Below are 21,170 nucleotides of genomic sequence, written 5' to 3'. Positions count from 1 at the left end.
TATGGCTGATACCGCTCTTAAAGCAACGGCTGCAAGCAATAGCGCCACCCCGACCCGCAAACCGGCGATCAACAGCCTGTCGGCCACCATCCTCATCATCGCCATCGTCGCACTGGCCGCAGCACCCTTCGTGGTCTATCCGATCTTTCTGATGAAGATGCTGTGCTTTGCGCTGTTTGCCTCGGCGTTCAACCTGCTGCTCGGCTATACCGGCATTCTCTCGTTTGGCCACGCAGCCTTCTTCGGCGGTGCGGCCTATATCACCGCGCATACGGTGAAGGAATGGGGCGTGACGCCGGAAGTGGGCCTGATCCTCGGCATTCTTGCCGCCGCAGCGCTTGGCCTCGTCATCGGCTATCTGGCCATTCGCCGACAGGGCATCTATTCGACCATGATCACGCTTGCGCTGTCGCAGATGTTCTTCTTCTTCTGCCTGCAGGCTGCCTTCACCCATGGCGAAGACGGCTTGCAGGGCGTGCCGCGCGGATATCTGTTTGGCTTCATCGATCTCAACAATCCGATGAACATGTATTACTTCGTGCTGGCGCTGTTCGTGCTCGGCGTGTTTGCCATCTGGCGCATCATCAACTCGCCCTTCGGCATGATCCTGAAATCGGTGCGCGAGAATGAAAACCGCGCCATATCGCTCGGCTACTCCGTCAATCGCTACAAGCTGGCCGCTTTCGTGATGTCGGCTGCTCTTGCGGGCCTTGCAGGCGGTCTGAAGGCGCTCGTCTTCCAGTTTGCAACGCTGACCGATGTCGGCTGGCAGATGTCGGGCGAAGTCATCTTGATGACACTGCTTGGCGGGATCGGCACGCTGATCGGGCCCATCGTCGGCGCGGCCTTCGTCGTCGCCTTGCAGAACTATCTCGCAACGTCCGACTTCCCCGTCACAATCGTCACCGGCATCATCTTCATGGCATGCGTCATCCTCTTCCGTAAAGGTATCGTCGGAGAGTTCTATGCTTGGCTGGAGCGGAGGAAATAAGCATGAGCGAAGCGTTGCCCATCTATCGCACAAGCGTTTCGCCGGGCTGGATCGACTATAACGGCCATATGGGGGACTATGCCTATGGTATCGTCTTTTCGGATGCCGCTACTGCCTATATGGACCGAATTGGCATCGATGCTGCTTATCGTGAGGCAAATAATGCTACGCTCTACACCATGGATAGCCGTATCGGATATTTGAAAGAATGCCACGTCGATGAAATATTGAACGTGGAACTGTCTGTCTTGAATGTCGATCACAAGCGTATGCATGTTTTTATGCGGATGCTGAATGGAGACGGGGAGGAAACGGCCTTCTGCGAGCAGGTTTTGATGCATGTCAGCCGAGCGTCGGGATCGCCGCGTTCAAGCAAAATGCCTGAGTTGGTACAGGAGAAGCTATTTGCCGATCTTGAACTGTCCAAAGCCACCATCAAGCCCGATTGGATCAATCGGCGGATCGGTTTGGAAAAGCATCGTAATTGAGCTACGCCAGCGGCTGCGGTGCATGCAGACTGCTCAAGCATCACACGGCGTATACCTTGGTATATGACGTGTACCATAATGCACCTTGCAAAAGCCATGCATTTTCGTAGCTCGCGAAAGGCGCATCTGGTAAAGAGATGCCGTCGGAGCAACAAGCTCCTCAACACAGGAAAACACAATGCCAAGCGACAGTAGTCGAAAGCTGTCGCCACTGGGGTTGTTCGACGAGAGCTAATCTCATGCTCTTGCCCGGACGCTCGCAGTGGCGCGTCATGAGGTAAGAGATGAATATTGCAGCCGCAATCGCCAATTTTGGCGCGCGCTTTGGTGTGCCTATGCATTCCATTAGCCGCAGAACCGCTCGCAGCAGCGTAACCACTTATAGCCACGTGTTTGAAGCCGATGTGAACCGTGACGGAGCCATCGGGAAGGCTCCCCAGCTGACAACGATCTGGTACGTCAATCCTGAAAACGGACGCGTGGAATGTCGCTGGACAACAGACCCCAAAGAGATTGCACACTATAGGTCGTTGCCGGTGCTGGAACGTTTCGGCCTGTTGCTTGCTGCCGGGCAGCAGAACCGAACGTCAACCTGGGTGCATTGATAAGCGAAATCATTCAAACAGTGGAATTAGACCATGGACGATGACCCCAGTAGGTCCGCTCGGTTATCGCCGGTAGCGCTAATCGGGCAGGCTTTTCACAATCTCGACAGGAAAACAAACCGGACGTCGCTTCGACGGTGCGGCATGGCTTTGCACAACCCTTAGGGGGGGCATGTCAGCGCTCGTGCCGGACGTGGCGGCATGAGGATAATGACATGAATGCCATATTGAAACAGCCCGTATCTGCCGCTGCCCGCAAGGACGACAGGAAACTGTCAATGCGTGCGGTGCGCGAGGCACAAAACAGCGTTGATACGACGCTCGCAAATTTCAGGACGACCATCAACGGCCTGACTGAGACTGAAGCGAAACACCGCCTGATCAAGGACGGACCCAATCATGTAGCACATGAAAAGCGTCCGCACGCGTTGGTACAGTTTCTGCTCGCCTTCAAAAACCCGTTTATCGCCGTGTTGGTAACGCTTGCGGCTATATCGTCCGTTACGGATATCATTCTTCCGCTGCGCAACGGCGAAGACCCGGAATATACCGGCGTGACGATTATCTTGACGATGGTGTTCCTCAGCGCATTGCTGCGTTTCTGGCAGGAATTCCGCTCCGGCAAAGCTGCGGAAGCGCTTAAGGCCATGGTGCGCACAACTGCAACAGTGTTGCGCCGTCAGGGAAGCGGAAACGCACAAAGTGTGGAAGCAAAACTGGTCGAAGTTCCCATGGCCGAACTCGTCGCAGGCGATATCGTCAAGCTTTCAGCTGGCGATATGATCCCTGCCGACGTGCGACTGCTTGAATCGCGTGATCTGTTCGTCAGTCAGGCGGCCCTGACGGGTGAAGCTCTACCGGTTGAAAAATATGACACGCTTGGCGCTGTTGCTCAAAAGTCTGCCGAGACTAAAGCAACCGTCGGTGATCAGATGGACATGCTCGATCTGCCGTCGGTCTGCTTCATGGGCACAAATGTTGTCAGCGGCACAGCGACTGCTGTCGTGGTCGCAACCGGCGCACGCACTTACTTTGGTTCGCTTGCGAAAGCGGTTGTGGGTTCGCGCGCAGAAACGGCCTTTGATCGGGGTGTTAATAGCGTGAGCTGGCTTCTGATCCGCTTCATGCTGGTAATGGTGCCGGTGGTCCTGCTGATCAACGGCTTTACCAAAGGGGACTGGCCTGACGCCTTCATGTTTGCGCTCGCTGTGGCGGTTGGTCTTACACCCGAAATGTTGCCGATGATCGTTTCGTCGAACCTCGCCAAAGGTGCTGTCGCAATGGCGCGCCGCAAAGTCGTGGTGAAGCGTCTGAATGCCATCCAGAATTTCGGGGCGATGGATGTGCTTTGTACAGACAAGACCGGCACATTGACTCAAGACAAGATCATCCTCGAACACCATCTTGATGCTAACGGCCAATGTGATCCAAGTGTATTGCGGCTGGCGTGGCTCAACAGCCACCACCAGAGCGGTGTGAAGAACCTTATGGATCAAGCCGTTATTCGCTTTGCCGAAGACAGCCCTTCAAGCACTGCTTCAGCTCGGTTCTACAAAAAAGTGGATGAACTGCCGTTCGACTTCGTTCGTCGCCGCTTGTCGGTTGTGGTTGAAGGCTTTGGTGGCGAGCATCTGTTGGTCTGTAAAGGCGCAGTGGAAGAGATGCTGGCGATCTCCACCTCAATTCGCGACGGCGATGAAATCAAGCCGCTGGATGATGTGCGCCGTAAAGCACTTGTCGAACTGGCACGCGATTACAATCGTGATGGTTTCCGTGTGCTGGTGGTCGCCACACGAGAGATCGATCCGTCTTCCACCGTGGCGCGCTATGATATCCCGGATGAGAAAGAGCTGGTGGTGCAAGGCTTCCTGACCTTCCTCGATCCGCCAAAGGAAACTGCACGTCCCGCAATTGCCGCCTTGGCCGAGCATGGCGTTGCCATCAAAGTACTCACTGGCGACAATGATGTCGTCACCACAAAGATCTGCCGTGAAGTTGGACTGGAGCCGGGCACGCCAATTCTTGGTCGAGAAATCGAGAAGATGAACGACGAAAAATTGCGCGCGACGGTTGAGGAAGCCACAGTTTTTGCAAAGCTCACGCCATTGCAAAAATCACGGGTTCTCAAAGCGTTGCAGGCAAATGGTCATACGGTTGGGTTTCTTGGCGATGGTATCAACGATGCCCCAGCGTTGCGCGATGCGGATGTGGGTATTTCGGTTGATAGTGGCACTGATATTGCGAAGGAATCTGCCGATATTATCCTTCTCGAAAAGAGCCTGATGGTGCTGGAAGAGGGTGTTCTCAAAGGGCGTGAAACATTCGGTAATATCATCAAATATCTGAATATGACCGCCAGCTCGAATTTTGGCAATGTGTTCTCCGTGCTGGTGGCGAGCGCTTTCATACCGTTCTTGCCGATGCTGGCAATCCATTTGCTGATCCAGAACCTGATGTACGACATTTCCCAGCTTTCCCTGCCATGGGATCGCATGGACAAAGAGTTTCTGGCAAGACCCCGAAAATGGGACGCCCGGAACATCGGTCGTTTCATGATTTGGGTAGGGCCGACGTCATCGATCTTCGACATCACGACTTTCGCGTTGATGTGGTATGTCTTTGCGGCGAACACGCCGGACATGCAGTCACTGTTCCAGTCGGGCTGGTTCATTGAGGGCCTGCTGTCGCAGACGCTTGTGGTGCATATGCTGCGCACGCAGAAAATACCGTTCATCCAAAGCACTGCCGCTTTGCCCGTGATGCTGATGACCGGTTTGATCATGGCGCTTGGCATTTACATTCCATTCTCGTCGCTTGGAACTATGGTCGGCTTGCAACCGCTACCCTGGGCTTACTTCCCATGGCTGCTCGCAACGCTGTTCGCCTACTGTGTTGTCGCCCAAGGCATGAAGAGTCTCTACATTCGTCGCTTTGGTCAGTGGTTCTGATGTGACGCTGTCGGTGCCTCGCAGCGTCACATCGAAGGAAGTGGCCAGCAGCTATGCTGCTGGTCACTTTTTCATAGAAGCCGCTGTGTTGGGCCGAACGCATGCCGGATCTTGCGAAGTATCATGGTAGATCAAACCAAAGGATTGGAGCTATAAGATCGGATGAAGTGCCAAACTGAACACCAGAGAGGAGCCGTTGAATGCGAATGAAAGGCCTCCGCCGCATGTCTCCGCAGGACATTGCGGCATCTCTGGTACTCGCCATTTTCTGCGCCACCATTTTCGTATTCGACACAGTCACCGATTACGCGATAGCCGCCGCTGTTTTCTATACAGCTATTGTACTGGTTTCGGCCAGATTGTTCTCGCACCACACAGTGATTGGTGTCGCCGCTGGCTGCATCGTCTTGACTGTTGTAAGCTTTGGCCTGACGCGCTCGGGCTCTTATAATGTTGGTTTCATCAACACATTGATCAGCATTGTGGCCATCGGGTGCACAGCATATCTAGGCCTGAAACTGGTCGATGCGGAAGCAGAAGCCCACGAGACGCGGGAACGCTTGTGGCGACTTGCACGATTGACCACACTTGGTCAGCTGACCGGCTCCATTACCCATGAAGTCAGCCAGCCACTGGTTGCAATCGAAACCAGTGCGGGCGCCGGCCACCGTTGGCTGTCACAAACTCCGCCAAACGTGGCGCGTGCTCTATCAACGTTTGAGCGGATATCTGCGGATTCTCATCGTGCGAGTGAAATCCTTGATCGTGTTCGCCGCTTGTCCAAAGGCGAAAAGCCAAAGATCGGGCGCTTTGATTTCAACATGGCTATCCGTGAAATGGCCGATCTGGCCGCAGCAGAGCTTCACCGAAATGGGATACGCCTTCAACTTGACTTGGCGAGCGATCTACCGTCCGCTTGGGCAGATCGGGTGCAAATACAGCAGGTCATCGGCAACCTGATCCTCAATGCCCTTGAAGCAATGGCGGGGACGGATAGTGACGATCGGTTTCTCCTGATAAAATCCCAGTTCGGCGTAAATGCCAGCTTGCGGTTTACGATAGCTGATACGGGATCAGGTCTCACGAATGCAACGCGAGAACACCTTTTTGATGCGTTCTGGACCACGAAAGACGGCGGCTTCGGGTTGGGACTGACGATTAGTCGCACTATCATAGAGGCCAATGGTGGTCGTATCTGGACCGATGCCCAAGGTGCATTGGGTGCCGGGTCGAATGGCGTGACGTTTCTGCTGGAAGTGCCAGCGGTCAGGATGGGCGAGCAATGACGGCTACACACGAGAACGCAGCGGTCGTTTACATTATCGATGACGATCTCTCGGTTCGGCGCGCCTTGGAAGATTTATTTGCTTCCATCGATATGAAGGTGATCAGCTTTGAATCTGTGCGGAGTTTCCTTGATTTCGAACGCCAGTCCGGCCCGTCCTGCATGATACTTGATGTGCGAATGCCGGAGCAGACAGGTACGGATTTTTTCGCCCAGATGACAGGCCTCGGTATTCGCATTCCGGTTATCTTCATTACCGGTCACGGCGATATCACCATGGGCGTCAATGCCATCAGAAACGGGGCTGTTGATTTTCTGCCGAAGCCATTTCGTGATCACGATCTGTTGGATGCTGTCTATCGGGCCATCGACGGCGATAGGAAACGTTTGCAGGACGAACAAGCGCGTTCTGAGATTCACGACCGTTGGCTGAGCCTGACAGCGGGCGAACGCGATGTGTTCACGCTCGTTGTCCAAGGTCTATTGAACAAGCAGATAGCCGCTCAACTCGAGGTGAAGGAAATCACCGTGAAGGTGCGTCGTGCGCATGTCATGCAGAAGATGCAGGCAGGATCGCTGGCCGATCTGGTGCGTATGTCCGCTCTGATCGAAACCTAGCAAAACGTAGTTCGCTACACACACAGAAAATGTGCTGTTTGTTACTGTAACAAACTTCATTTTCCGTGCGTTTAAGATACCCTTTTCGATATGAAATGGGGAAACTTGCGATGTCGATCTTCACGCGTACAGGTCTTGGACTGCTGTTGTCCTTCGTTTTGATGAATGGCGTTGCAGCGCAAGAGCATCAGTCGGTAAACGACGCCAATAATCCCCTGACACCGAAGATTACCGTCAACTTCCATAACTATTATGTGCCGGAAATATATGGATTATCCGGTCGGCGGTCCAATCAGTTTCTCCTGCGTGGACTGGTGCCAGCGGAGATAGTCGGTTTGCCGCAATTGTTACGGTATACGCTACCCATCGCCACAGCGCCGGAGTTTCCCGACGGATATGTGACGGGATTGGGCGATTTGACGCTAATGGACATTTTCATTCTCCCCAAGCATGGAGACATCACATTCGGTGCGGGGCCGATATTGGTTATCCCAACCGCGACGGATGACGCACTTGGCAGCGGAAAATGGCAGGTCGGGGCGTCGGGCGTGATCGTTGCGCCGCAAAGTTGGGGTCTTTTGGGCGGCCTGGTGACCTATCAAACATCGTTCGCAGGGCATGGCGACCGGGATAGGGTAAGTTTGGCAACCGTCGAGCCGATCATCAATTACAATCTGAAGGATGGCTGGTATCTTCGCTCGACTGCAACATGGAACTTCAATCTTGAGGACAATGAAGGGTATATTCCGGTCGGTTTGGGTATCGGTAAAGTTTTCGAGCTTGATAAAGGCATTACCATGAATGCGTTTATCGAGCCGCAATATACGGCTTGGCATCAAGGCGACGGCGCGCCGAAATGGCAGATATTTGCGGGCGTCAATTTTCAGTTTCCTGTTAAAAAATAATAGTGCCTCGTCGCGGCTTTTGTGCGGCGCGTTTGACCGGATCAAAACTTGTTTGAGGCAAATTGCTGTCTCAGCCATTTGGCGGCGGGTCCGTGCGGGCGGAGCTTGTTCCAGACCAGTTCGAGCGCCACGGGATGGGCGCCTCCGTCGAATTGCAGTTTTGGGATGACAAGTTCATCCGCCAATGGTGAATCCCGCAATATATGTTCCGGGATATAAGCCCAACCGATGCCTTGTTTCAAAATTTGCAGAATGACCCAGTGGCTTTCCACCCACCAGACCTCGGCGGCCACGCGAAGCCTGTGTTTTTCGTCCTCGTCACTGCGTTTGCGAACCATGATCTGCCGGTGCGTCCGCAGGTCTTCCCAATTCACGGGGCTGCTCGCAAGGGGATGGTTTTTCCCGCAGACAAGCACAAGCGGCACCCAGCCAATGGTCTGGAACCCGAGTTCGGGCTGTATCTGATCCAGCCGCCACATGACGCCAAGATCAACCTTGCCGTTTTTAAGCAGCCCGGCGATCACGGATGAATGCGGAAACTGCAATTCGAGTTCGACATGGGGATAGTGCTCTGCAAACGCGGCGAAAAGGGCGGCGACCGCCGGTTCGGGATAGAGTTCATCCAGAGCAACCACAAGGCGGGACTCGACATGCTCATCGAAGTTTCGTGCGACTGAAATGAGATGTTCACGCCGATCCAGCATCAGACGCGCTTCGGGCAACAGCCTCGCGCCTGCTTCGGTCAGTGCCGGACTGCGCGTCGCTCGGCTGAAAAGTTTGACGTTAAGATCGTCTTCCAGAGAGGAGATCAACACACTGACGGCTGACTGCGCTTTGCGCAGATGGCGGGCCGCAGCCGAAAACGATCCGTGTTCAGCAGCGGCAACAAACGCTTCCAGTTGGTCCAGCTCGACATTCATCTATCGCAAATCCAGATAGTATCTAACTTTTAAAATCCATAATAATAGATAGAAAGGGCGCACCAATATCAAGGAATAAATAAGTGCGTAGTTTTGCAGATCGTGTTCGCCATGCGGCGATGTTTGAAATTATTGGACTGGCAATCTTCATTCCATGCTCGGCGATTATTTTTGATAAGCCGGTGGATGCGATGGGTGTCATCGGCGTCATATCCGCCACTACCGCGACTATCTGGAATTTTCTTTTCAATCTTGGATTTGATCGGGCTTCGCTGCGACTGAGGGGAACGGTGCATAAAACTATGCCCATCCGCGTTGCACATGCCATCTTGTTCGAAGCGGGTCTGATTGTGCTGCTGATACCGTTTATTGCCTGGTATCTGGGCATTTCGATCATCGCCGCGCTGATGATGGACGTGGTGATCGTGCTTTTCTATCTGGCTTATGCCTTTGTTTTCAATATCGCTTATGACTGGCTGTTTCCAATTTCGTCACAGCTTCCGGAGAAAAGTGCCGCTTAAAACTTTGCGGTGAGGCACTATTCTGCCTCACTGCATTCTATGACGTCAAACTGGCAAACGGTGACGCACCAAAGTTGTCCAATAAGAGCAACCCCAGGCAATGACATCGTCGTTGAAGTCATATTTGGGGTGATGGAGATTGGCGCTTGGGCCGTTGCCGATATTGATCATCGCGCCCGGAACTTCGTTTAGCATGAACGCGAAGTCTTCGCCGCCAAGTGTGGCCGGCATGTCGCGCGTGACACGATCAGCGCCAGAGACGGCTTCGGCAGCAATGGCTGCAAGTTCGGTTTCGTGCTCGTGATTGACGGTCACGGGATAGTTGCGCTGATAGTCGAGCGTTGCCGTTGCTCCGAAAGCATCGGCAATGCCCTGCACTGCACGGGTCAGTTTTCCCTCGATGTGATTACGCACGTCCTCGCGAAGTGTGCGAACCGTGCCGGTCAACCGGATTTTCTGCGGAATGACGTTGAATGCATCGCCTCCCTGAATAGTCGTGATCGAAATCACGGCAGAATCCAGCGGATCGATGGTGCGCGCTGTCAGGGTCTGGATTGCCTGAATGAGAGCGGCTGTCACCGGGATTGGGTCGATGGTCTGATGCGGTGAGGCCGCATGTCCGCCAACACCTTCAATGGTGATGTCTAGAACGTCGACTGATCCCATGATCGGGCCGGAATTGATGATGAAATGCCCGACCGCAAGGTTTGGACGGTTGTGCATGCCATAAACTTCGTTGACCGGCCAGCGCTTGAATAGGCCGTCATCGATCATCGCCTTGGCGCCAGCGCCGCCTTCTTCGGCAGGCTGGAAGATCACGATAACCGTGCCGTCGAAAGCGCGACTTTGTGCCAGTTCGCGGGCCGCACCGAGAAGCATCGTCGTGTGGCCGTCATGACCGCAGGCGTGCATTTTGCCTGGCACTTTCGAAGACCATTCCGCGCCGGTTTCTTCCAGGATCGGCAGCGCATCCATGTCCGCGCGCAAGGCAATGGCACGGCCAGACTTGTTGCTCTGACCGCGTATGACGCCGACAACGCCAGTGCGCCCGATGCCGGTTGCGACCTCATCGACGCCAGCCGCACGCAGTGCATCGGCAACCTTGTCTGCCGTCCGGTTTACATCGTAAAGCAGCTCCGGGTTTTCGTGCAGGTCACGACGAAATGCGACGAGTTCATCGAGCTGGTTCGACGTCCAGTTTTCAACCGGCATATCAGGCTTCCTTCGTATTTTCTTCGGTGGCGTCGAGACGATAGCGAAAATCGCAGTGGCTCGCGCCCTTCATGATGGTCTGCGTGCGTTCCAGCTTCATTGCGGGATTATAGCCGATGCAAAAATCGCCATCGCGATTGCAGGAAAGCAGATGCCCGATATGGCCAAGGCCCATCTCGCGGTACATTTCCGAATAACGGCAGCGCGTGACATTGAAATCGAAATGGTTTTCGCCCTGCGAAATCACGTCGATTTCCAGCGCGTTTTCCTTCGTCCACAGCGGCTGGATGTCGGCAAAATCCTGGATCGTTGGCGTGCGGCCCAGTTCTTCTGCAAAGCTTTTGCCCTGTTCAATTGCCGAACGGCTGACAGCTTCGCCAACTACAGCTTGGGCTTCTTCGTCACCGGAACGTTCGCGCAGCACATCATAGATGTTCTTAATGACCATCGCCTCAATGCGGCGGCGTTCGAGAATTGGCATTTGATTCATGGACCTGACCTTTCACATGAATAAGCTGATTTAGAGATTGGGTTCGGTGAGATCCTTGCGCCGAAGCCAGGCGAGATAGAAAGGCGCGATTTTCCGCGCGACTTTGTGAAAAGGCAATGGCGCGGCCTCTGAAACGGGCAGCGCAAGCTCCTGCACCGATTCTCCATCGAGCGCACGCGCGAATTCGCGACCAAGTGATGTGCCAAGCGCGACGCCACGTCCGTTGCAGCCGATCCAAGCCCAGCCATTGGTGCCAAGCTGATGAATGCGTGGGAAACGATCCCACGTCATGCCGATAAAGCCGCTCCACACATGGGTGATTTCCGGCTCCCCGAGGGCGGGGAAAGCTTCCGCCATGCCGCGCGCAGTCTTGCGCTTTACGCGCTCGGCGACATCGTAGTCACCCATCACAATGCCGCCGGTGATCAGCCGGTTGCGTGCATCGTAGCGGAAGAAGCGCAGGTCGCCACGCGTATCGGAAACCGCCTGCCGTCCGGGCAGAATTGTCGCGCGCAGATTGTCGCTGACGGGTGCCGTCGCCATCTGCCATGAGAGTACTGGCACGATCGTGCGGGCGAGGCGCGGGGCAAGCCTTTCGCGAAGCTCGCCCGTATAAGCATTGGTCGCGAGCAAAAAGCCTTTGGCGCGAACTGTGGCGTTGTCGGTGCGCACTTCCCAATAATCGCCCACCTGCCGATAGGATGTAACCGGGCTTTGCTCGTGAATGATTGCGCCATGGCGCTCCGCAGCCGCTGCTAGCCCGCGCGCGAAAGCCAGCGGATTGATATGACCGCCGGTCGGGTTGAACATACCGCCATACCAGAAATCGCTCCCCAACAGCCGCGATGTGGCGGCGCGGTCGAAAAACTCTGCCGGGAAGCCGAAGCGTTTCCATGCATCCACACGGGTTTGCGACAGCTTCACCCGACCCGGCGAATGGGCAGGCTGAAACCAGCCGTTCTGCTCGGCCTCGGCCTCAATGTTTTCGTCGCGCACGATGGAGAAAAGAATGTCGGCACTATTGCCGATCAGTCTGGCAAAGCGCTCGCCCGAAGCGCCATAGCGTTTGGCGATTGCGTCGGGTTCCGCCGAAGTCATGGTCGGGATGACCTGACCATTGTTGCGACCCGAAGCACCCCAGCCGACCGCATTGCCTTCCAGCAGGATAACGCGCTTGCCCCGTTTTGCGAGATGAAGTGCTGCCGACAGACCCGTGAAACCACCGCCGACGATAACAACATCGGCTTCGGCATCGCTCGTTAACGGCTTCGCCGGTGTGCGGGGAGGCGCAGTGGCGGCCCATATGGAGGGTGGGAATTCTACTTTTTGCATGGCTTCAAGCATTCTCAAAACGAGGTGGCGTCCAGTTCTTGCCGGGGATTGAGGCAAGCAGACGCTGTGTATATTCGTGGCGCGGATTGGCGAAGACTTCAGCCGTCGGGCCGGTTTCGGCAATCTCGCCTTTGGACATCACGATGATGCGGTCGCAAAGCTGGGCTGCGACGCGCAAATCATGCGTCACGAAAAGCAGCGACAGGTTCAGCCTTTCACGCAGGTCGGCCAGAAGGCGCAGAACCTGCGCCTGTACCGAAACATCGAGCGCAGAGACAGGTTCATCTGCGACGATGATGCGCGGCTCCAAAGCGAGCGCACGGGCAATGCCGATGCGCTGGCGCTGCCCGCCTGAAAACTCGTGCGGAAAACGGTCGGCAGCAGCGGGCGAAAGCTCGACCAGTTCCAGCAACTCACGGGCCTTTGCGTGCGCCTCAGCCTTCGGTACACCATGGACAATGGGGCCTTGTGCGATCAGGTCCACGACACGGCGGCGCGGATTGAGCGAGGCCATCGGGTCCTGAAAGACCATCTGGATATGCTTCCGCATGGCGCGCACTTCACGCGGGCTTGCGCTCAGAAAATCCTTGCCGTTCACATCGACCGTGCCGCTGTCTGCTTCCAGCAGGCGCGTGACGATGCGCGAAACGGTCGTCTTGCCCGAACCGCTTTCGCCGACGACGCCCAGCGTTTCGCCTTGGCGCAATTCGAACGAAAGGTCCTTTACGGCGGGCACGGCACTGCGTTTGCCGGTCAGCAATCCGCCACGCGCCTTGAAGGTTTTGCGTAAAGCGCTCGCCTTGAGAATGATCGGTTGGGCTTCAACTGACGGCTTTGGTTCGGGCGGAGTGAGTGCGGGAACCGATGCGATCAGCGCCTTCGTGTAAGCATGCTGGGGATGGTTCAACACTTCGTTTGCAGGGCCTTGTTCGACCAGTTCGCCGAGCCGTAACACGGCGACGCGGTCGGCGATTTCTGCCACCACGCCAAAATCATGCGTGATGAAGAGAATGCCCGTGTCATGCTCGCGTTGCAGATCGCGGATCAGCTTCAGAATTTGCGCCTGCGTGGTCACGTCGAGCGCCGTGGTCGGTTCATCGGCGATGATAAGACGTGGTTTCAGGATCAGCGCCATGGCGATCATGACGCGCTGGCGCTGTCCACCGGAAATCTGAGGCGGATAGGCGTTATAAGCGGATTCCGGATCGGGAATTTTCACCTCTGCCAGCATGCCCAGCACGGCGGCACGGCGTTCCTTGCGGCCCAGTTTGGTGTGCAGACGCAGCACTTCATCGATCTGCCAGCCGACTGTTTTCTGCGGGTTGAGCGCTGTCATCGGCTCCTGAAAGATCATTCCGATGCGGTCGCCGCGCAGCTTTTTCATGTCAGCTTCGCTGAGCGAATAAAGGTCAGTGCCTTCAAGCTTGATCGTGCCATGCGTCACGCGCACATGCGGTTCCGGCAAAAGGCGCATGATCGCGCCTGCCGAAAGCGATTTGCCGGAACCGCTTTCGCCAACAAGGCAGACGATTTCACCGGGATTGATGGTCAGTGTTAGGTCCTGCAAGGCAAAAGGACGGTCGGCGCCCTTCGGCAGCGCGATTTGCAGGTTGCTGATTTCGAGAACGGGTGCGGCGGTCATTATTTCTTCTGCCTCGGATTAAGCGCGTCGTTCAGGCCTTCGCCAAGCAGACTGAAGGAAAGAACGGTGAGCAGAATGGCGATGCCGGGAATGACCGAGCAGAACCAGTCGGTGCGGAGCACGGCGCGGCCCTGGCCGATCATGTTGCCCCAGCTGGCATAATTAGGATCACCGAGACCGAGGAAGGCGAGCGCGCTTTCCATCAGGATGGACGTGGCCATAACGACAGATGCGAACACGATCACCGGCGGCAAAGCGTTTGGCAGTATTTCGCGGAAGATGATCGACATATTGCCGACGCCCAGATTGCGCGCCGCGTCGATGAATTCGCGCTGGCGCAACGCCAGAAATTCGGCGCGCACCATGCGTGCAGGCGCGGTCCATGAGACAATGCCGATGCAGATGATGATGTTTTCGATGGACGAGCCGAAGATCGCCACCAGCGCCAGAAGCAGCACGAAGCTCGGCACGGTTTGAAAGGCTTCGGTGATGCGCATCAGCACATCATCCACCCAGCCGCCATAGTAGCCCGCGAGTGCACCGATGACGATGCCGATGATGATCGAGATCAGGGTCGCGACCACGCCGATCAGAAGCGAGATACGCGCGCCGTGAAAGATGCCAGCCATGATGTCACGCCCGAGCTGATCGGTGCCGAGCGGCGTGGCCGCATTGAGAAATGGCCAGACAAGCGGCTCGCCAGCGCGGCGCAGCGGGTCGCCGGGCGCAATGACATCGGCCAACAGGGCGATCAGAACCACGGCGATGAAAAGAACAAGGCCCAGCACGGCAGCGCGGTTGCGGCTGAAGCGCTGCCACAGAACTTTCGTGCGGGAGACCTGTGGGCGGGTGAGGGAAAGGTCCTGGGATGTCATGACAATTCGATCCTGGAATCAAGCCGCGCATAGATGAGATCAGTGATGAAATTGACGATCACCACCAGCACCGAGCAGAGAAAGATGATACCCATCAGCGTGTTGAGGTCGCGCTTGATCACCGAGGTATAGGCAAGCTGGCCAAGGCCGGGCAGCGAGAAGATCGTTTCGATCACAACCGAGCCGCCGAGCACGGTGGAAAACTGAAGACCGAGCAGTGTCACGACGGGTAGAAAAGCGTTGCGCATGATGTGATGGAACATCAGCCTTGCGCCGCTGGCGCCTTTGGCGCGGGCGGTTCGGACATAATCGAGATCGGCGACTTCCAGCACACTCGTGCGCATCAGGCGCATATAGAAGGCAAGATAGATCAGCGAAAGCGCCGTCGTCGGCATGACGAGGTGCACTGCAATATCCCAGACATTCTTCCAGCCGGTGTAAAAACCGCCAAGCGTCTTGTAACCGCCAACGGGCAGCCAGCCCAGCTTGACGGAAAAGATGAACATCAGGATGAGGCTGAGAAAGAAGCTCGGCATGGCGTAGAAGACAAGACCGAGCGTCGAGATGACATTGTCGGTCAGCGAATAAGCCTTGCGCGCAGCAAAGGCACCAAGCGTGATGCCGAAAATGAACGCTACGGAAAGCGAAGAAATCATCAGCAGGAGCGTCGGCACGAGCCGCGCCATCAGCACGTCCAACACGGGCAGTTCATAGACATAGGACCAGCCGAAATCGAACCGAGCCAGCTTGGTCATGTAAATCCACAGCTGCACCCAGACCGGTTGGTCCAGACCGTATTCCGTGCGCAGATTGGCGACGAATTGCGGGTCTGCACCGCCCATGTCACCGACAAGCGCGTCAACCGTGTCGCCAGGCGCAAGCTTGATGAGCAGAAACGCCCCGATCATGATGAGAAGGATGACGGGAACCGCCTGCAAGATGCGACGCAGCGCAAAGGTCAGGATTGGGGGCAGGGACATTGCGGATTATCCTGCAAGATATTCATAGTCAGCATTCTAAAACTGGTGAACCGCTGCCGGGTGACCGGCAGCGGTTGGCATTGCTTATTGGTCGATCCAGAGATCGTACCAGCTTGAAGAATCCCACCGTGGTGTATTGTGGTGGTTTTTGAGAACCTTGTTGGTCACGCCGACGAACGGATGTTCGATGGCGAAGATGACCGGCAGGTCTTTCATCTCAAGCTGCTGGATCTGGTGATAGAGATCGGCGCGCTTGGCCGGGTCGAGCTCGCTTGCGGCCTTGTCGATCAGGCTGTCCATTTCGTCAGACTTATAGTCGAACTGGTTGGACCATGCCGTGCCGACCGGAGCGCCGGAGCGCAGCCAGACGGTGGTGGAAACAGCCGGATCGGACCGGAACTGGTGCCAGCCGCTTGCCGTGTCGAAGTCGTGATCACGATAGACGCCGTTCAGGAAGCCCGGTGCGTCATTGGTGAGGATTTCAACGTCGATGCCGACTTCCTTCATGGCTTGCGCATAATACTCAGCCCAGAGCTGCGTATACTCGCCCCATGGCGCCGGACGATGGCGCAGCTTGAAGCGAATGCCGTTTTCTTTGACGGGATATCCAGCCTCGTCGAGCAGCTTCTTGGCCTTTTCCACGTCATATGGATAGGTCTGGACCTGATCGGTATAATTTGCGCCGCCAGCGCTCGGGATCGGACCGCGACCCGGCTTGGCATAACCGCGCATGATCGTCTTGATTGCAAAGTCGATGTCGAGCGCGTGATAGATCGCCTGACGAACCTTCAGATTGGCAAGGATCGGGTTGCGCAGGTTGAACTCGATGGTCGAATGGGCAACGTTGTTTTCGAAACCCTTGGTGCCTGTGTCGAAGCGGCCATCCTTCTGGAGGCGCTCGGTGTCCGACATGGAAATGCCGTTGAAGGCGGTTTCCATCATTTCGCCAGCCTCAAGCGCTGCCGCTGCCGCTGCCTTGTCCGGCATGAAGCGCCAGATGATGCGGTCGAGGTAAGGATATTCCTTGCCGCGCCAGTAATCATCATTGCGCTCGGCGATGATGTGCTGGCCGCGCTCATATTCGACAAACTTGAACGGACCCGTGCCGACCGGCGCGGAGTTGTACTTGTTCTTCAGGATGTCGGTGGCTTCATAAAGATGCTTCGGCACCGGATGGCCGAGATCAGGCATAGCGGCGACCAGCAATTCCAGCGGCATCGGCTTGGAATAGCGGAACACGGCGGTATGCGGATCGGTGCAATCCACAGCTTCGAGATTGGCCTGAAGCGTGGTCGAATAGTTAAGCAGCTTCTTCCAGAGGTTCATTGCGCTGAACGAAACGTCATCGCAGGTGAATGGCTGGCCGTCGTGCCAGCGCACATTTTCGCGCAGCTTGAAGGTGATGGCCTTGCCGTCTTCCGATGAAGACCAGCTCGTTGCCAGAACCGGCACGTAGCCCTCGTAAGTGCGGTCGATTAGCGGCTCCATGATGCGACCGGTGATCTGGTATACGCCGGTCGAGGCGCGCAGCGCAGGGTTGAGTACGCCCTGCTCGGTATTCATATGGACAATGACCGTACCGCCGCGCTTCACTTCTTCAGCGTTGGACGACGCCGTAGCAAGTGAAAAGGCTGCGAGAAACAGGCCAAGGCCAGCTTTTCTGATATGCATTCTATGTTCCCCTGAAGGACGTTGAGGAGGGCTTTCCGGCCTCTTTTCCCGCACGTCCCGATATTGTTCAAGCCCCTGAAACTGCTCTTTAAAGCAGCGTTCAATGGCCTTTTCCTTATGCAAGCACCGTTATGCTAGAATCCGCTATGATTTTGTCAAGATAAACTAATTTGTGCGATAAAATTAGTATAATTTCTCGATAACCATGCGTTAATAAATGTCGATTTTCTATCTTGGAGTTTGTTGATGAGCCAGATTTCTCCCGAACAGAGTGAAAATGCGGGCAAAACCAAGCCCGGAGCGGTCTGGGTCACCGGCGCCGGTTCGGGCATCGGCGCTGCAATGGCACGCCGTTTCGCAAGCGAGGGTTGGCCGGTGGCCCTGACAGGCCGGAAGGCGGAAGCGCTGGCCATCATCGCGGATGAAATTACTTCTGCAGGCGGCGAGGCCCGGATATTCCCGGCTGATGTGCTCGACCGCAAGGCGATGACAGATGTCGCTGAAGCGATCGTCGAATGGACCGGGCGTCTCGATGTTGTCTGCAACAATGCTGGGCTTAACATTCCGCGCCGCAGCTGGTCGGATATCGATTTCGATTCATGGGATGATGTCATCGACATCAATATCAAGGGCGCGATCAACGTGATAGCAGCCGCGCTTGCACCAATGCGGGCGCAGGGTGGCGGCCTGATGATCCATACATCTTCCTGGGCGGGGCGTTTTTCGTCGCCCGCTGGCGGCGTACCCTATGGCGCCTCCAAACACGCGCTCAACGATCTCAGTGCGAGCCTGAACGCGCAAGAGGGACAAAACGGTATTCGTTCCACGGTGCTTTGTCCCGGTGAGGTGGCGACGCCGCTTTTGGCGCGCCGTCCGGGTTTCGATCTCGCGCGCATGGATGACGTCATTCAGCCGGAGGATATGGCGGAAACCGCGCTCTATGTCGCCAGAATGAATCCGAAGGTCACAATTCATGAGATTGTGCTGGCGCCGACAAAGAAATAAGCCTCCATCCACTAGCATCTGATTTTATCAAAAAAGGAAACTCCACATGTCTCACCCGGTAAAAGGCGTCGACCACGTTTTTCTGCTGGTTAATGATCTGGAGAAAAGTGCCGAGCAATACCGTCGCTTCGGATTCGCGCTGAGCCCGCGCGGACTGCACAGCAAGGAAAAAGGCACCGGCAATTACACGATCATGTTTCCGGAAGATTACTTCGAGCTTCTAGGCATTGTTGCCGAAACCCCGGGCAATCAGCACCAGCGCCAGAAACTTGCGGCGCTAGGTGAAGGACTGCATGCCATCGCCTGCCGGATCGACAATGCACGCGAGGCAAAGGCGGAGCTAGCAGCCCTCGATATAGCGACGGGCGGAGTTGGCGCATTCCAGCGCCCGGTGCAGCTGCCGGGCGGCGGCGAGGGCGTCGCAGCGTTTGAAACAGTCTCTTTTGCCGACAGCGAAGTTCCGCAGGGCATGGTTTTTATGTGTCAGCACAAGACCCGCGAAACGGTCTGGCTGCCGGAGCTGATCGAACATGAAAATGGTGCTATCGGTCTCTCGGCTATCGTCATCATTGCTGCCGATCCTGCAACGTCTGCTAAAGGTTTTGCCCGTCTGTTCAAGGCCGGGGAAGCGGTTGAGCACGATGGCGGATGGAAGGTTCTGACCGGGCCGAACTCGGCCGATCTACTGGTTCTGGATCGCGAGAAAGCGTCGTCGCTTTACCCGAATGTCGATTTGGACAAAACGCCTGCCAGTGCTTTTGCAACCTTGCGCATTCGCGTGAGATCACTGGATAAAGCGCGTGCTGCACTGACCGCACATGGCGTGTCCTTTGCGTCAACGGCGGCAGGCGTGGCCGTTTTGCCCGAGAACGCCAGCGGCACAATTCTGGAGTTTTCAGAACAGTAGGCGTTGTGCCCCGTAAAGGACTCAAGGCGCGGTTGCCATAAACCGCGCCTCCAAGGCATGGATCGAAACGATCCAGTCGCGCAATTGAAATGATTGCGTTGGTAACTTTCAGTTGGCTATTTTTTACGCAAATGCTCGATAACATTGCATTTTTGTATGTCGGATCTTTTTCTGTAGCGTCGTTTCAGGCGCTTGTTGTCTGAAAAGAAGGTTGCCCCTGCTTTTCGCGCACAATTAATGCTTAATACTTATTCAAATTGATCAAAAATTATTCTAGAGAGTGATCATTATGAGATTACATACCGACTCTGGAGATGAAATTTTGGTCAACGTCCATGAAAAGCTCGAGCCCATTCTCGAAGATGTCCTCCATCGCAACGCGGGTGAAATTGAATTTCACCAGGCCGTGCGAGAGGTTTTGGAAAGTGTTGGGCGCGTCATTGCGAAACGACCATATTATGCCGACAATGCCCTGATCGAACGCATTTGCGAGCCGGAACGGCAGATTATTTTCCGCGTGCCGTGGGTTGATGATCAGGGTCGCGTACAGATCAATCGCGGTTTCCGCGTGCAGTTCAATTCGGCGCTTGGGCCTTACAAGGGCGGGATTCGCTTCCATCCTTCGGTCAATGTCGGCATCATCAAGTTCCTCGGCTTCGAACAGACGTTTAAAAATGCGCTGACCGGCATGCCGATTGGTGGCGGCAAGGGCGGCTCGGATTTCAACCCGCGTGGCCGTTCTGACGCTGAAATCATGCGCTTCTGCCAGTCCTTCATGACCGAACTTCATCGTCATATCGGCGAATATGTGGACGTTCCAGCGGGTGACATCGGCGTTGGTGGGCGCGAGATCGGCTATATGTTCGGTCAGTACAAGCGACTGACCAATCGCTATGAAGCTGGCGTATTGACCGGCAAGGCGCTGTTCTACGGCGGTTCCAGGGCGCGCAAGGAAGCAACCGGTTATGGTGCGACCTATTTCGTGCAGCGCATGCTCCAGGCCCGCAAGCAGGATTTCGATGGCAAGCGCGTTGTGGTTTCCGGTTCTGGCAATGTTGCCATCTACACGATGGAAAAGGTGATCGAGTTCGGCGGCAAAGTGGTCGCCTGCTCCGATTCCAATGGTTATATCGTTGACGAGAACGGTATCGATCTTGATCTCGTCAAGGAAATCAAGGAAGTGCGTCGCGAACGTATTTCCGAATATGCACGCCAGAAGGGCCAGTCCGTCCATTACATTGAGGGCGGCTCGATCTGGGATGTTCCCTGCGATGTGGCCATGCCGTCGGCAACGCAGAACGAGTTGACCGGCAAGGATGCCAAGACGCTTGTGAAGAATGGCGTTATCGCTGTCGGTGAAGGCGCTAACATGCCCTCCACGCCTGAAGCGGTGAAGATTTTCCAGGATGCGAAAGTGCTGTTCGCGCCCGGCAAGGCTGCCAATGCGGGCGGTGTGGCGACTTCGGCGCTTGAAATGCAGCAGAACGCATCGCGCGATAGCTGGACCTTCGAGCAGACGGAAGCGCGTCTGGCTGAAATCATGCGCAATATCCACGATCTTTGTGCGGAAACCGCCGAGGAATATGGCACGCCGGGCGATTATGTCCTCGGTGCCAATGTCGCCGGTTTTGTGCGGGTGGCAGAAGCCATGGATGCTCTGGGCATTATCTGATTGAACAGGAGGGCGGGACCATAGGGCTCCGCCTTCAACTTTTCTACGCGGCTCATTATAGAATGACATTTGCTTCGGTATGAGCTTGCGCTACCATTATTTC

Annotated in this window: 19 protein-coding genes; 11 read left to right on the top strand and 8 right to left on the bottom strand. The window is 55.7% G+C overall.

Annotated elements, in window-relative coordinates:
- Nucleotide 1 precedes the first annotated feature (1 nt).
- The 7 genes from WIX40_RS19185 (at nt 2) to WIX40_RS19155 (ending at nt 7,840) form a co-directional block, all read left to right on the top strand.
- Entirely contained in the window at nt 2-991 is a 990-nt protein-coding gene (locus tag WIX40_RS19185) for a branched-chain amino acid ABC transporter permease (protein ID WP_339441495.1), read from the top strand.
- A 2-nt stretch (nt 992-993) separates the two neighbouring features.
- Entirely contained in the window at nt 994-1,479 is a 486-nt protein-coding gene (locus WIX40_RS19180) for a thioesterase family protein (RefSeq protein ID WP_339441493.1), read from the top strand.
- 284 nt (nt 1,480-1,763) lie between these two features.
- Nucleotides 1,764-2,084, top strand: a complete 321-nt coding sequence (locus WIX40_RS19175) for a hypothetical protein (RefSeq protein WP_339441492.1) — start codon at nt 1,764-1,766, stop codon at nt 2,082-2,084.
- 215 nt (nt 2,085-2,299) lie between these two features.
- Nucleotides 2,300-5,032, top strand: a complete 2,733-nt coding sequence (gene mgtA, locus WIX40_RS19170) for a magnesium-translocating P-type ATPase (RefSeq protein WP_339441490.1) — start codon at nt 2,300-2,302, stop codon at nt 5,030-5,032.
- A gap of 224 nt (nt 5,033-5,256) precedes the next feature.
- Entirely contained in the window at nt 5,257-6,318 is a 1,062-nt protein-coding gene (locus WIX40_RS19165; RefSeq protein ID WP_339441489.1) for a sensor histidine kinase, read from the top strand.
- Entirely contained in the window at nt 6,315-6,935 is a 621-nt protein-coding gene (locus WIX40_RS19160; protein ID WP_339441488.1) for a response regulator transcription factor, read from the top strand. The genes WIX40_RS19165 and WIX40_RS19160 overlap by 4 nt, the downstream gene beginning before the upstream one ends.
- A 161-nt stretch (nt 6,936-7,096) precedes the next feature.
- Nucleotides 7,097-7,840: a hypothetical protein gene (locus WIX40_RS19155; RefSeq protein WP_339441486.1), complete on the top strand. Its 744-nt coding sequence runs from the start codon at nt 7,097-7,099 to the stop codon at nt 7,838-7,840.
- A 41-nt stretch (nt 7,841-7,881) separates the two neighbouring features.
- Here WIX40_RS19155 and WIX40_RS19150 read toward each other — a convergent pair whose 3' ends face one another.
- Nucleotides 7,882-8,760 (bottom strand): LysR family transcriptional regulator, encoded by an 879-nt coding sequence (locus WIX40_RS19150; protein WP_339441484.1) that lies wholly within the window; start codon nt 8,758-8,760, stop codon nt 7,882-7,884.
- A gap of 83 nt (nt 8,761-8,843) precedes the next feature.
- Between WIX40_RS19150 and WIX40_RS19145 the strand changes: the two genes are divergently transcribed.
- A complete protein-coding gene (locus WIX40_RS19145; RefSeq protein WP_339441483.1) occupies nt 8,844-9,281 on the top strand; it encodes a PACE efflux transporter in 438 nt (145 codons plus the stop codon).
- Between the two features lie 45 nt (nt 9,282-9,326).
- On the opposite strand, the gene WIX40_RS19140 is transcribed toward WIX40_RS19145, so the two are convergent.
- The 7 genes from WIX40_RS19140 to WIX40_RS19110 all read right to left on the bottom strand — a co-directional run bounded on the left by WIX40_RS19140 (nt 9,327) and on the right by WIX40_RS19110 (nt 17,483).
- On the bottom strand, nt 9,327-10,493 hold the full coding sequence (locus WIX40_RS19140; protein ID WP_339441482.1) for a M20 aminoacylase family protein: 1,167 nt from the start codon (nt 10,491-10,493) through the stop codon (nt 9,327-9,329).
- Nucleotide 10,494: 1 nt separating this feature from the next.
- Complete coding sequence (locus tag WIX40_RS19135; RefSeq protein ID WP_109365936.1) at nt 10,495-10,983, bottom strand: L-2-amino-thiazoline-4-carboxylic acid hydrolase; 489 nt, start codon at nt 10,981-10,983, stop codon at nt 10,495-10,497.
- A gap of 30 nt (nt 10,984-11,013) precedes the next feature.
- Nucleotides 11,014-12,315, bottom strand: coding sequence for an NAD(P)/FAD-dependent oxidoreductase (locus WIX40_RS19130; protein ID WP_339441481.1), 1,302 nt, complete (start codon nt 12,313-12,315; stop codon nt 11,014-11,016).
- 4 nt (nt 12,316-12,319) lie between these two features.
- A complete protein-coding gene (locus WIX40_RS19125) occupies nt 12,320-13,957 on the bottom strand; it encodes an ABC transporter ATP-binding protein (protein ID WP_339441480.1) in 1,638 nt (545 codons plus the stop codon).
- Nucleotides 13,957-14,832 carry an ABC transporter permease gene (locus WIX40_RS19120; protein WP_339441478.1) on the bottom strand — a complete coding sequence of 292 codons (876 nt, stop codon included), beginning with the start codon at nt 14,830-14,832 and terminating at the stop codon, nt 13,957-13,959. The genes WIX40_RS19125 and WIX40_RS19120 overlap by 1 nt, the downstream gene beginning before the upstream one ends.
- The gene (locus WIX40_RS19115) at nt 14,829-15,812 is read right to left on the bottom strand and encodes an ABC transporter permease (protein ID WP_109365939.1); all 984 of its coding nucleotides are present in this window, start codon (nt 15,810-15,812) and stop codon (nt 14,829-14,831) included. The genes WIX40_RS19120 and WIX40_RS19115 overlap by 4 nt, the downstream gene beginning before the upstream one ends.
- An 84-nt stretch (nt 15,813-15,896) precedes the next feature.
- Nucleotides 15,897-17,483 carry an ABC transporter substrate-binding protein gene (locus WIX40_RS19110; protein ID WP_339441476.1) on the bottom strand — a complete coding sequence of 529 codons (1,587 nt, stop codon included), beginning with the start codon at nt 17,481-17,483 and terminating at the stop codon, nt 15,897-15,899.
- Between the two features lie 246 nt (nt 17,484-17,729).
- Between WIX40_RS19110 and WIX40_RS19105 the strand changes: the two genes are divergently transcribed.
- The 3 genes from WIX40_RS19105 to gdhA all read left to right on the top strand — a co-directional run bounded on the left by WIX40_RS19105 (nt 17,730) and on the right by gdhA (nt 21,067).
- Nucleotides 17,730-18,488: an SDR family oxidoreductase gene (locus WIX40_RS19105; RefSeq protein WP_339441475.1), complete on the top strand. Its 759-nt coding sequence runs from the start codon at nt 17,730-17,732 to the stop codon at nt 18,486-18,488.
- 46 nt (nt 18,489-18,534) lie between these two features.
- Nucleotides 18,535-19,395, top strand: a complete 861-nt coding sequence (locus WIX40_RS19100; protein WP_339441474.1) for a VOC family protein — start codon at nt 18,535-18,537, stop codon at nt 19,393-19,395.
- Nucleotides 19,396-19,717: 322 nt separating this feature from the next.
- The gene (gene gdhA / locus WIX40_RS19095; protein WP_167836069.1) at nt 19,718-21,067 is read left to right on the top strand and encodes an NADP-specific glutamate dehydrogenase; all 1,350 of its coding nucleotides are present in this window, start codon (nt 19,718-19,720) and stop codon (nt 21,065-21,067) included.
- The last annotated feature ends 103 nt before the right edge of the window (nt 21,068-21,170 follow it).

Origin of the sequence: Ochrobactrum teleogrylli (assembly GCF_037482325.1) — a bacterium.
In the GTDB taxonomy this organism is placed as follows: Bacteria; Pseudomonadota; Alphaproteobacteria; order Rhizobiales; family Rhizobiaceae; genus Brucella; species Brucella teleogrylli.
Note: the sequence above shows the minus strand (reverse complement) of the source record. Positions and strands in the feature narration are given on the sequence as shown.